This window comes from Stutzerimonas sp. S1 (assembly GCF_025966695.1).
Taxonomy (GTDB): Bacteria; Pseudomonadota; Gammaproteobacteria; order Pseudomonadales; family Pseudomonadaceae; genus Stutzerimonas.
On sequence record NZ_JAOEIY010000003.1, the window covers coordinates 56,320 to 67,575 of the forward strand.

Here is an 11,256-nt window from a genome sequence, read left to right on the forward strand (position 1 = left end):
GCTGGTGCCAGTCACCTCGCGCGGGGCGCCGGGCCCGCGCCCCCGCGTTCGCGCCCCCGCGTTCGCGGGCCCGGCGCTGCACAGACGCATGGCATCAGTCGATGTTGGCGCCCTTGGCGATCCAGCTGGCGAGCAGGTCGCGTTCGTCCTGGGTCATCTGGGTGATGTTGCCTAGCGGCATGATTTGGCTGGCGACGGTCTGCGCGTGGATCTTCGCCGCCTGCTGGCGGATCTGTGCGGGGGTGTCGAACATCACGCCAGCCGGTGCGCTGGAGAACATCGGGCTGCTCGGCTGGGCTGAGTGGCAGACGGTACAGCGCTGTTCGATCACCTCATTGACCTCGGCGAACTGGCTGGTGCTGCGCTGTTGGGTACTCATGCTGGCCTGCTCCGGCGCGGTTGCCGCCAGGTTCGCTGCCGTCGGCTGACGGTTCGGTGCGGTGACATAGGCCAGGCAGATCATGCCCAGCGCAGCGGCCGGTAGCGCCCAGGCGAAGCGCTGGCTGTTGTGGCGGGTGTTGAAGTAGTGGCGCGCCAGCACCGACAGCGCGCCGAGCGCGGCGAGGATCAGCCAGTTGTATTGGCTGCCGTAGGTGCTCGGGAAGTGGTTGCTGATCATGATGAGCAGCACCGGCAGGGTGAAATAGTTGTTGTGCCGCGAACGCAGCAGGCCCTTGGCTGGCAGCACCGGATCGGGCGTGCGGTTCTGTTCGATGGCGGCGACCAGCGCACGCTGGGCCGGCATGATGATGCGGAACACGTTGCCGACCATGATGGTGCCGATCAGCGCGCCGGTATGGATGTAGGCTGCGCGGCCGCTGAATACCTGCGAATAGCCCCAGCAGGCGGCGATCACCAGCACGAACAGCACCAGGCCGAGCAGGGCGGGGGTCTTGCCCAGCGGCGAGTCGCAGAGCAGGTCGTAGACGAACCAGCCGATGATCAGCGAGCCGAAGCCGATGGCGATGGCCGCGGCCGGGGACAGCTCGCTGCCCGGCGCGATCAGGTACAGGCTGGGGTTGAGGTAGTACACCACCATCAGCAGCGCCACGCCCGATAGCCAGGTGGTGTAGGCCTCCCACTTGAACCAGTGCAGGTTTTCCGGCATCTGCGGCGGCGCCAGTTTGTATTTCTCCAGGTGGTAGATACCGCCACCGTGGATGGCCCAGAGATCGCCCGACAGGCCCTCACGCGGGTTGGCCCGGTTGAGGTTGTTCTCCAGCCAGACGAAATAGAAGGAAGCACCGATCCAGGCGACGCCAACGATCATGTGAATCCAGCGAATACTCAGGTTCAGCCATTCGGTCAGATGGGCGTCCATTTGTCATGCACCTCTTGCGGCCTGCAGGCGGCCGTATTTCTTCTTATTGGAATCGGCTTGAGCGCGTCGCGAGCGCAGCGCGGCTCATGTCGATTTCCGTTGGGGGTCGAGGAGGAGTTGCTGATCCTCCGTGAAGAAGTACTCGTCGCAGTTGTTGCCAGAACCGCTGCGATCGACCACCAGGAATTCATCCCGCTTTTCGATCGTCAGCACCGGGTGGTGCCAGACGCCGCGGTGGTAATTGACGCCCTGCCTGCCATTGCTGATGAAGGCGCGGACGTGGCCCGGTACAGGTGCATCGCCAGGAGGCGCGACCACGACCAGAAAGGGGTGGCCGAGCAGCGGTATGAAGGCCTGGCTGCCCAGCGGATGACGTTCGAGCATGCGGATAACCAGCGGCATCTCCAGCGCCTCGGCGGCGAAGATGCTGATGATCGCCTGGTCCTCGGGCGCGGCGGTCTCGACCGTGGCCAGCTTGTGATAGCGGCGGGTTGAGCCGTTGTTGATCAGGAAGAACTCGCTGCCTTCAGTCTCGATGACGTCGCCGAAGGGGGCGAAGGCTTCCTTGGTCAGTGGCTCGATGGTCAGGTTGCGCATGCTGTGCTCGTTCTTTGTTGAAGGATCGGTATTCGCGTGGGGCTGCTCCCCCTCACCCTAACCCTCTCGCCGGAGGGGAGAGGGAACTGGCGCGGAGAAACGGTTGACCTCGTTCCGCCCTCTCCCCTTGGGGAGAGGGCCGGGGAGAGGGGAAAGGCGCTTCCTACTTCACCACCTTGCCAAACAACCGCAGCCGGCTGACACCACCGTCCGGGAAGATGTTCAGGCGCACGTGGGTGATCGGGCCGAGCTTGGCGATCTGCTCGCTGAACTCGTGTTCGGCGTGCATTGATAGCTTCTGGCTCGGCAGCAGCTCGCGCCAGAACAGGCTCTGGGTTTCGATCTGGCTGTCGGTGCCACCTTTGACGTAAGCCGCCTGGATCGAGCAGCTGTCCGGGTAGTTGCCCTTGAAGTGCAGGGTGTCGACGACGATGCGCTCGATTTCGCCTGGATGGCCGAGGGCGACGATGACCCAGTCGTTGCCGGGCGTGCGGCGGCGGGCGGTTTCCCAGCCGTCGCCCATGTTTTCGCCGCGGTTCGGGTTGAGAATGTTGCTCATGCGGCCGAAATGCTCGTCCGAGCAGGCCAGCGCGCGACCGCCATTCAGCGCCGCCGCCAGGTCGATCTGCTCGTTATCGCCGACGCTGCTCCAGTCGCGGAACGGGATGCCGTGCACGCGCAGACGCGCCACGCCGCCGTCCGGGTAGATGTTGAAGCGCAGGTGGCTGACCGGCTTGTCGAAGGCGATCTCGTGGTAGTGGTGGCTGTTGCCCTGGAGCTCGACGGCCGGGAGGATTTCCGTCCAGACGGTGGCGTCGCTCGGGTCGCCGTCGGCGACGAAGCAGGCTTCCAGCGAGGCGGATGGCGGGTAGTTGCCGGTGAAGAAACTGGTGTCGATATCCACGCCCTTGATCTGACCCGGCACGCCCAGGCGGATCACCGCATGGTCGTAACCTTCGAAGCGCTTGCGACGCGACTCCCAGCCGTCCATCCACTTGCCGTTGTCATCGAAAACGCCCTCCTTCCATACGGCCGGTGTTGGCTGGAACAGCCGGTTGACGTCGGCGAACCAATCGTCGGTGACGGAGATGGCGCGGGTGCCCAGGCGGGCATCGGCCAGGTTGACGTATTTCTCGAAGGGTACGGCGTAAGCTTTCATGGACTCGTCTGCCTTAGATGAAAAGCGGTTTCTGTCGATTGCTGCCTTTGCTTGCGGTTGGTGCTCGTTACATCGCCTGCAGGCGGAACAGGGCGATCTTGTTGATTTCCGCCAGCGCCCGGGCGAATTCCTGCTCGGGCTCGTTGTGGATGCGTTCCTCGAACGCGGCGAGGATCTGGTGCCGGTTGCTGCCCTTGACCGCCATGATGAAGGGGAAGCCGAACTTGGCCTTGTAGGCCTCGTTGAGTTCGGTGAAACGGGCGAACTCGTCCGGCGTGCATTCGTGGATGCCGGCGCCGGCCTGTTCCGAGGTGCTCGATGCGGTCAGCTCGCCGCGCACGGCGGCCTTGCCGGCCAGGTCCGGGTGGGCGTTGACCAGTGCCAGTTGGGTCTCGCGGTCAGCGGCGAGCATGGCCTGGGACAGGCGGGTGTGCAGCACCTCGACATAGTCCAGCGTCTCGTCTACGCCGGCGCCATAGACCGTCTCGGCGACCCAGGGCGAATGCTCGTAGACATCGGCGAAGGCGGCGACGAAGGCGTCGCGATCCAGCGTCGAGGGTTTGATCGTCTTGAAGGGCGTCATGCGTTGCGCTCCGCGGTGAAAGGGTGGGTGGCGTGCCAGTGGCGGGCGATATCCACGCGCCGGGCGAACCAGACCTTCTCGTGGCTCTTCACGTAGTCGATGAAACGGGCCAGTGACGCCAAACGCGCCGGGCGGCCGAGCAGCCGGCAGTGCATGCCGATGGACAGCATCTTCGGCGCGCCTTCGCAACCTTCGGCGTAGAGCACGTCGAAGGCATCCTTCAGGTAGGTGAAGAAGTCGTCGCCACTGTTGAAGCCCTGCACCTGGGTGAAGCGCATGTCGTTGGTGTCCAGCGTGTAGGGGATCACCAGATGCGGCTTGTCCGGCGTCGACTCGGGGTCCCAGTAGGGCAGGTCGTCGTCGTAGGTGTCGGAGTCGTAGAGAAAACCGCCTTCCTCGCGCACCAGACGCCGGGTGTTGGGGCCGGTGCGGCCGGTGTACCAGCCCAGCGGGCGCTCGCCGGTGATCTCGCTGAGGATGCGGATGGCTTCCTGCATGTGCTCGCGCTCCTGCGCCTCATCCATGTACTGGTAGTCGATCCAGCGATAGCCGTGGCTGCAGATTTCGTGACCGGCGCCGGCCATCGCCTTGATCAGCTCGGGATGACGCTGGGCAGCCATGGCGACGGCGAAGATGGTCAGCGGGATGTCGTGCCTGTCGAACAGCTTGAGCAGGCGCCATACGCCGGCGCGACTGCCGTATTCGTAGAGCGACTCCATGCTCATGTGGCGCACGCCCTGCAGCGGCTGTGCGGCGACCATTTCGGAGAGGAAGGCTTCGGATTCCTTGTCGCCGTGCAGCACGCAGCGCTCGCCGCCTTCCTCGTAATTGAGCACGAAGGACAGGGCGATGCGGGCGTCACCCGGCCAGTGCGGGTGCGGCGGATTGGCTGCGTAACCGATAAGGTCGCGTGGGTAGTCGGCGGTCACTGGGCTGCTTCCTGTATGGCGGGTCGCTTAGGTGCGATCGGATGGTGCGATTGTATACAAAATGAAAGGCGGTCTGTAAACCACAAAAGAGGTTCGTTTCGTCATTTCGGTGCTGGCGCTATACCGCGTGCTTCCCGATCGAGCTGCCAGTTAGCTGAGGCGTCAGTGTCATTGCTAAGCAGGAAGCGAGCCAGGCGTGCTCCGAATTCTTGTATACAAAAAACATAATTCTTGTCTTGAGTGTGCGTGTCCGCTTTGGCTATGCTCGGGCTACTTGCAAACAAGCGGAGGTGCCCGTGGGACGTCTGACCACTCACGTACTCGATGCTGCTCACGGCTGTCCGGGCAGTGGTATCAAGGTGACGCTGTTTCGCGTCGAAGATCAGCAGCTGACCGCCGTGGCGATGCGGGAGACCAACGCCGACGGTCGCTGTGACCAGCCGCTGCTCGAGGGCGATGATTACCGGTCGGGCGTCTATCAGTTGCATTTCCAGGCGGGGGACTACTACCGCCGCCGCGGTGTGGTGCTTGGTGAGCCGGCGTTTCTCGATGAGGTGGTGCTGAGGTTCGGTATCGATGCCGGGCAGGATCATTACCATGTGCCGCTGCTGATTTCGCCCTATAGCTACTCGACCTATCGGGGCAGCTGAGGCGGTTCTGGTTCAGTGCTGACTCTTATGGAGTCCCTTTTGCCCGCCGTAATGGCGGGTTCTTTATTCGCGAGGGTTGATGCCTCGTGGTGAGCGCGGTCCGCAGCACCTGCGTGGGCGCGGTCTTGACCGCAAAAAAAGTTGGCACGGAGCGCACTGGGCATCAGACCCACAGCTGTGCGCTCCCCGGAGGAAAACGCTGCGCGGTTTTCCACCCTACGATCCTTTCCCGGATGCCGGCGATTCTTGGCAATACAAGGTGACGCGCCGTGCAAGGCGCGTCGCTCCAACATCACGCCGCTAGTCACGCACCACCTCACCGGCTCATCAACGAAGCCGCCCCCGCGCCCCCGAACAACGCCGCGCTGGTCCGGTTGAACCATACGTGCCCCCTTCCGGTGCGCAAATAGCGCGCCGCCCCTTGCGCGCCCAGCCCATAGGCCAGCTTGCAGCACAGATCGAGCACCGCCCAGGTCAGGATCATCACCAGCAGTTGCGGCAACAATGGCTGCCCGGCGCTGAGAAACTGCGGCAGAAAGGCGGCGAAGAACAGGATGTCCTTCGGATTGCTGCCACCCAGCAGAAACGCCCGGCCGAACAGTCGACCGAAGCGCGGTGACGGGTTCGCTGCTTCGATTTCCCGCGCGGCCGGCGTCTGGCGTGCTTCCTGCCAGCTCTGCCAGGCCAGGTAGAACAGGTACAGCGCACCGACCAGCTTGAGCGCGCTGAACAGCCGCTCCGAGGCCATCAATAGCGCGCCAAGCCCGAGTGCCGAGGTGCTGAGCAGGAGGATCGAAGCCGTCACCCCGCCGAGGAATGCCGGCCACGAACGGCGTACGCCGTAGTTCAGGCTGTTGCTGATCATCAACAGCGACAGCGGGCCGGGGATAAGGATCACCACCAGCGCCGCACTCGCATACAGCAACCAGGTTTCCAGACTCATCACATCCTCCTGACAAATGAAAATGCCCCGTCGCAGCGCGACGGGGCGGTGTTGCGCGCCAGGCTCAGAGAAATGCGAACTTGGCGATGAAGATCACGCACAGCACATACAGGCTGATCGACACCTTGTCACGCTGGCCAGTCAGCAGCTTGAGCGTGGCGTAGGTCAAGAAGCCCAGCGCGATACCGTTGGCGATGGAAAAGGTCAGCGGCATCATCACCACGGTGACGATGGCCGGGATGGTGTCGGTGTGGTCTTTCCAGTCGATATTGGCCAGGCCGCTCATCATCAGCATCGCCACGTAGATCAGCGCGCCGGCGGTGGCGTAGGCGGGGATCATGCCGGCCAGCGGGGCGAAGAACATGGCGATCAGGAACAGCACGCCGACGGTCACCGCGGTCAGGCCGGTGCGACCGCCAGCAGCGACGCCCGCAGCACTTTCCACGTAGCTGGTCACCGGCGGGCAACCGACGAACGCGCCGACCACGCTGGAGCTGCTGTCGGCCTTCAGCGCGCGGGAGAGGTTCTCGATCTTGCCGTCTTCGTTGACCAGATTGGCTCGATGGGCGACGCCCATCAGGGTGCCGGCGGTATCGAACATGTTCACGAAGAGGAAGGCGAGGATCACGCTGACCATCGCCACGTTGAGTGCGCCGGCGATGTCCATCGCCAGCCAGGTCGGCGCCAGGCTCGGTGGCATCGACACCAGGCCGTTGTACTCCACCAGTCCCAGCGCCCAGCCGATGGCGGTGACGGTCAGCATGCTGACCAGGATCGCGCCGAACACGTTGCGGTGGCTGAGCACGGCAATCATCAGGAAGCACACGGCGGCCAGCAGTGCCGAGGGCTCGCCGAATGAGCCCATGGTCAGCAGCGTGGCCGGGCTGTCGACGACGATGCCGGCGGTCTTCAGCCCGATCAGCCCGAGAAACAGGCCGACGCCGGCGCCCATGGCGAAGCGCAGGCTCATGGGGATGCTGTTGAGCAGCCATTCGCGGATGCGCGACAGGCTCATGATCATGAACAGTACGCCGGAGATGAACACGGCGCCCAGGGCGATCTGCCAGCTGTAGCCCATCTCGCCGACCACCGTGTAGGTGAAGAAGGCATTCAGACCCATCCCCGGCGCCAGGCCGACCGGCCAGTTGGCATAGAGTCCCATGAGGAAGCAGCCCAGTGCCGCGCCGATGCACGTGGCGACGAAGGCCGCGCCGTGATCGACGCCAGCATCAGCCATGATGTTCGGGTTGACGAAGATGATGTAGGCCATGGTGACGAAGGTCGTCAGGCCGGCGAGCAGCTCGGTGCGGATGCTGGTGCGGTGTTCGCTCAGCTTGAACAGGCGTTCGAGCAGGCGAGGTGACGAGTGCGGCAGGGCAGCGGTCTGGTGCTGCGACTTGGTGCTTTGCATGGGTGTTCCTCATCGTTCTTGTTGTCGATCACCCGGAGCGGCGCTCCCGAGGGCTGGGTGACGTGCATGCCCTTCGCTTCCCGGTTATTTGACTGAGAGGTCAGAAAAGGCTTGAGGCGATTATGGAGTTGTATACAAAAAATGCAAACAGATATCGGGCCGCTGGTCCTGTCGTTTGGCGTGAATGGCGCTGGATGCGGTTTGCAGAAGCGCAACGTGCATACGGATCTGTGCACAACTGGTCGGCCGGTTGCGACAAAATTTCGCTTCAATCGGCTGCCGGTTCGTTCGCAGACGCAGTAAAGTGATGGCCTCTCGACCCCTCGGATGCGAGTCCTCGATGAATGACCAGCTGCAGCCCCTGAAAAAGCCGACGCGTGCCACGAAGCGAACCGGGACCCAGGACGACATCGTCTACGCCCATATCTTCGACGCCATACTCGAGCAGCGTCTGGCGCCGGGGACCAAACTCAGCGAGGAGGCGCTCGGCGAGATCTTTGGGGTCAGCCGGACCATCATCCGTCGTGCCTTGTCGCGCCTGGCCCACGAGGGTGTGGTGCTGCTGCGGCCGAATCGCGGCGCGGTGGTGGCCAGCCCTAGCGTGGACGAAGCACGGCAGATTTTCTTCGCCCGCCGGCTGGTGGAAAAGGCCATCACCGAGCTGGCCGTGCAGCACGCCAGCGCCGAGCAGCTGGCCGAACTGCGACAGATGGTCGAGGACGAACGCGATTGCTTCGCCCGCGGCGACCGCGGCGCCGGCATCCGCCTGTCCGGTGAATTCCACCTCAAGCTCGCCGAGGTGGCGAAGAATGCGCCGCTGGTGAGCTTCCAGCGCAGCCTGGTTTCGCAGACCTCGCTGATCATCGCCCAGTACGAAAGCGGCAATCGCTCGCATTGCTCCTATGACGAACACAACGAACTGATCGACGCCATCGCCGCACGTGACAGCGATAAAGCGGTGCGCCTGATGATGCATCACATGGATCACATCGACAGCAAGCTCAACCTCGAGGAAGACAGCGCCTCGGGCGACCTGCATGCAGTCTTTTCCCACATCGTCGCGAAGAAAAAGACCCGCGCGTAGGGTGGATGGCTGAAGCCATCCACGCGGTTCGGTGATCGGTCAGGCTTTGGCTTTCGGCTGTGCCTCCGCGTGGAAAACCGCTTGGCGGGTTTTCCACACTACGTCCGGCGTACATGCTCGTTGGCGCGGCCATCGTAGGGTGGATGGCCGCAGCCATCCACGCGTTGCGGTCAGGGCTTAGGGATTCGGCCTGTTCTTCTGCGTGGAAGGGGGCGTTGCCGTTTCTCCACCCTCCAGCGCCCCCGACTCGTCTTAACCCTTGCGATGCACCGAGACGCCGGCGGCGTAGGTTTCCCTCACCGCGCGGTCGTCGCCGAGGATCATCAGGGCGAAGAGCTTTTCCTGCAGGGTCGTGGCGTGGCTCAGGCGGTAGTCGATCAGCGGCGTCGCCTTGTAGTCGAGTACCACGAAGTCGGCCTCCTTGCCCGGCTGCAGGTTGCCGATCCGGTCGTCCAGATAGAGCGCCCGCGCGCCGCCGAGCGTGGCGAGATACAGCGCCTTGAACGCATCGAGTTTCTGGCCCTGCAGCTGCAGCACTTTGTACGCCTCGTTGAGGCTGGCGAGCTGCGAGAAGCTGGTACCCCCGCCGACGTCGGTGCCCAGGCCGACGCGCACGCCGAAGCCTTCCACCTTGGCCAGGTCGAACAGACCGCTGCCGAGGAACAGGTTGGAGGTGGGACAGAACGACACCGCCGAGCCGGTCTCACCGAGGCGCCTGCATTCGTCGTCGCACAGGTGGATGCCATGGGCGAACACCGAGCGCGGGCCGATCAGACCGTGGTGGTCATAGACGTCCAGATAGCCCCTGCGCTCGGGGAACAGCTCCTTGACCCACTCGACCTCCTGCTTGTTCTCGGAGATGTGGGTGTGCATGTACAGGTCGGGGAATTCGGCGAACAGCTTGCCGGCCAGGGTGAGCTGCTCCGGCGTGCTGGTCGGGGCGAAACGCGGGGTGACGGCGTAGTGCAGACGGCCCTTGCCGTGCCAGCGCTCGATCAGCTCGCGGCTGTCGGCATAGCCGGACTCGGCGGTGTCGGTGAGGAACTCCGGGGCGTTACGGTCCATCAGCACCTTGCCGGCGATCATCCGCAGATTGCGCTTCTCGCAGGCCTCGAAGAAGGCGTCCACCGATTGCTTGTGCACCGTGCCGAACACCAGCGCGGTGGTGGTGCCGTTGCGCAGCAGCTCGCCGAGGAACAGCTCGGCCTGCTCGCGGGCGTGGGCCATGTCGCTGAAGCGGCCCTCGTTAGGGAAGGTGTAGGTTTCCAGCCAATCCAGCAGCTGCGCGCCGTAGGAGCCGATGACGCCGACCTGCGGGTAGTGGATGTGGGTGTCGACGAAGCCCGGGGTGATCAGCGCGTCCGGGTATTCGACCACCTCGGTGCCGGCCGCCAGCGTCGGCAGCAGTTCGGCGGCGTGGCCGATGCGCGCGACCTTGCCGTCCTCGACGACCAGCAGGCCGTCCTCGAAGTATTCATGGGCTTGCTCGATGCCCACCTCGCGCGGGTCGGCGAGGCAGTGGAGCAGGGCGGCACGGTAGGCTCTGGTGCTTGGCATGGTGACTCTCGAAAATCGTTGTATGAGGGTGATGCGTTGACATGGGCAGGCCGCCGCCGAAGGCGTGCCTGCAACAATGTCGGGCGGTCAGTTTGTCTGGGCGCGGCGCGAAGCAGGGACCAGCATCGGTACCGGCTTTTCACCGTCCGCGGCCTTCTCGCCACCCTTTTCACCGAAATGTGCGTTGTAGGTGGCGATCACCTCGCCGGCGATGGACACGGCGATCTCCACCGGCAGCTTGCCCTTCACCTCGGCGATGCCCATCGGGCAGCGCATGCGTTGCACGGTTTCCGGCTGGAAGCCGCGGTCGCGCAGACGGTGTTCGAACCTGGCGCGTTTGCTCTTCGAGCCGATCAGCCCGTAGTAGGTGAAATCGTTGCGCGAAAGGATCGCGGCGGTCAGTTCCAGGTCGAGCTGATGATTGTGGGTCATGACGATGAAGTAGCTGCCGGCGGGCATGTTATCCACCTCCTCGACCACATCGTCGTTGACCACCTTTTCCACGCCGCGCGGAATCTCGGCGGGAAATTCGTTATCGCGCGAATCGATCCAGCGCACCTTGCACGGCAGGCTGGCCAGCAGCGGCACCAGCGCGCGCCCGACATGCCCGGCACCGAACACGGCGATATGCGCCTGCGGCTGGCCCATGGGCTCGAACAGCAGCACCGTGGCGCCACCGCAGCACTGGCCGAGGCTGGCGCCGAGGGAGAAGCGCTCGAGGCGGGTGTCGCGGCTGCGGTTTTCCAGCATTTCGCGGGCGATCTGCTGGGCCTTGTATTCCAGGTGGCCGCCGCCGATGGTGTCGTACAGGCGCTCACGGCTGACCACCATCTTCGAGCCGGCATTGCGCGGCGTGGAGCCGCGTTCCTCAATGATGGTCACCAGCACGCAGGGTTCGCCTTGTTGTTGCAGCTCGGCGAGTGCTTCGATCCAGGAAAGGTTGCTCATGGTTCTGTCCTTCGTAGTGCGGGTGGCCGCCCCGTGGAAAACCGCGAAGCGTTTTCCACCGGAACATTCGTAAT

The 11,256-nt window shown here is 64.0% G+C and carries 11 protein-coding genes; 2 read left to right on the forward strand and 9 right to left on the reverse strand.

Annotated elements, in window-relative coordinates; translation table 11 throughout:
- Positions 1–94: 94 nt before the first annotated feature.
- From N8H22_RS06900 to puuE, 5 genes are all read right to left on the reverse strand, one after another.
- Positions 95–1,321 (reverse strand): urate hydroxylase PuuD, encoded by a 1,227-nt coding sequence (locus tag N8H22_RS06900; protein ID WP_264589893.1) that lies wholly within the window; start codon positions 1,319–1,321, stop codon positions 95–97.
- An 84-nt stretch (positions 1,322–1,405) separates the two neighbouring features.
- On the reverse strand, positions 1,406–1,918 hold the full coding sequence (locus N8H22_RS06905; protein ID WP_264589894.1) for an ureidoglycolate lyase: 513 nt from the start codon (positions 1,916–1,918) through the stop codon (positions 1,406–1,408).
- A gap of 163 nt (positions 1,919–2,081) precedes the next feature.
- The gene (alc, locus tag N8H22_RS06910; protein ID WP_264589895.1) at positions 2,082–3,077 is read right to left on the reverse strand and encodes an allantoicase; all 996 of its coding nucleotides are present in this window, start codon (positions 3,075–3,077) and stop codon (positions 2,082–2,084) included.
- Positions 3,078–3,144: 67 nt separating this feature from the next.
- A complete protein-coding gene (gene uraD, locus N8H22_RS06915; protein WP_264589896.1) occupies positions 3,145–3,660 on the reverse strand; it encodes a 2-oxo-4-hydroxy-4-carboxy-5-ureidoimidazoline decarboxylase in 516 nt (171 codons plus the stop codon).
- On the reverse strand, positions 3,657–4,589 hold the full coding sequence (gene puuE / locus N8H22_RS06920; protein WP_264589897.1) for an allantoinase PuuE: 933 nt from the start codon (positions 4,587–4,589) through the stop codon (positions 3,657–3,659). The genes uraD and puuE overlap by 4 nt, the downstream gene beginning before the upstream one ends.
- 296 nt (positions 4,590–4,885) lie before the next feature.
- Here puuE and uraH point away from each other — a divergent pair, with 296 nt between their 5' ends.
- Positions 4,886–5,239: a hydroxyisourate hydrolase gene (gene uraH / locus N8H22_RS06925; protein ID WP_264589898.1), complete on the forward strand. Its 354-nt coding sequence runs from the start codon at positions 4,886–4,888 to the stop codon at positions 5,237–5,239.
- A gap of 316 nt (positions 5,240–5,555) precedes the next feature.
- Here uraH and N8H22_RS06930 read toward each other — a convergent pair whose 3' ends face one another.
- Positions 5,556–6,182 carry a LysE family translocator gene (locus tag N8H22_RS06930; protein WP_264589899.1) on the reverse strand — a complete coding sequence of 209 codons (627 nt, stop codon included), beginning with the start codon at positions 6,180–6,182 and terminating at the stop codon, positions 5,556–5,558.
- Between the two features lie 64 nt (positions 6,183–6,246).
- Entirely contained in the window at positions 6,247–7,593 is a 1,347-nt protein-coding gene (locus N8H22_RS06935) for an NCS2 family permease (RefSeq protein ID WP_264589900.1), read from the reverse strand.
- A 340-nt stretch (positions 7,594–7,933) separates the two neighbouring features.
- Here N8H22_RS06935 and N8H22_RS06940 point away from each other — a divergent pair, with 340 nt between their 5' ends.
- A complete protein-coding gene (locus N8H22_RS06940) occupies positions 7,934–8,677 on the forward strand; it encodes a GntR family transcriptional regulator (RefSeq protein ID WP_264589901.1) in 744 nt (247 codons plus the stop codon).
- A 252-nt stretch (positions 8,678–8,929) separates the two neighbouring features.
- On the opposite strand, the gene guaD is transcribed toward N8H22_RS06940, so the two are convergent.
- Together guaD and xdhC are read right to left on the reverse strand one after the other, a co-directional pair.
- On the reverse strand, positions 8,930–10,234 hold the full coding sequence (gene guaD, locus N8H22_RS06945; protein ID WP_264589902.1) for a guanine deaminase: 1,305 nt from the start codon (positions 10,232–10,234) through the stop codon (positions 8,930–8,932).
- Between the two features lie 87 nt (positions 10,235–10,321).
- The gene (gene xdhC / locus N8H22_RS06950) at positions 10,322–11,182 is read right to left on the reverse strand and encodes a xanthine dehydrogenase accessory protein XdhC (protein WP_264589903.1); all 861 of its coding nucleotides are present in this window, start codon (positions 11,180–11,182) and stop codon (positions 10,322–10,324) included.
- Between the last annotated feature and the right edge of the window lie 74 nt (positions 11,183–11,256).

Excerpts from the sequence above, each read along its gene's own strand:
- uraD (WP_264589896.1), bottom strand. The coding sequence starts at position 3,660 with ATGACGCCCTTCAAGACGATCAAACCCTCGACGCTGGATCGCGACGCC.
- N8H22_RS06935 (WP_264589900.1), bottom strand. The coding sequence starts at position 7,593 with ATGCAAAGCACCAAGTCGCAGCACCAGACCGCTGCCCTGCCGCACTCG.
- guaD (WP_264589902.1), bottom strand. The coding sequence starts at position 10,234 with ATGCCAAGCACCAGAGCCTACCGTGCCGCCCTGCTCCACTGCCTCGCC.
- N8H22_RS06930 (WP_264589899.1), bottom strand. The coding sequence starts at position 6,182 with ATGAGTCTGGAAACCTGGTTGCTGTATGCGAGTGCGGCGCTGGTGGTG.
- N8H22_RS06900 (WP_264589893.1), bottom strand. The coding sequence starts at position 1,321 with ATGGACGCCCATCTGACCGAATGGCTGAACCTGAGTATTCGCTGGATT.
- xdhC (WP_264589903.1), bottom strand. The coding sequence starts at position 11,182 with ATGAGCAACCTTTCCTGGATCGAAGCACTCGCCGAGCTGCAACAACAA.
- N8H22_RS06940 (WP_264589901.1), top strand. The coding sequence starts at position 7,934 with ATGAATGACCAGCTGCAGCCCCTGAAAAAGCCGACGCGTGCCACGAAG.
- N8H22_RS06905 (WP_264589894.1), bottom strand. The coding sequence starts at position 1,918 with ATGCGCAACCTGACCATCGAGCCACTGACCAAGGAAGCCTTCGCCCCC.
- alc (WP_264589895.1), bottom strand. The coding sequence starts at position 3,077 with ATGAAAGCTTACGCCGTACCCTTCGAGAAATACGTCAACCTGGCCGAT.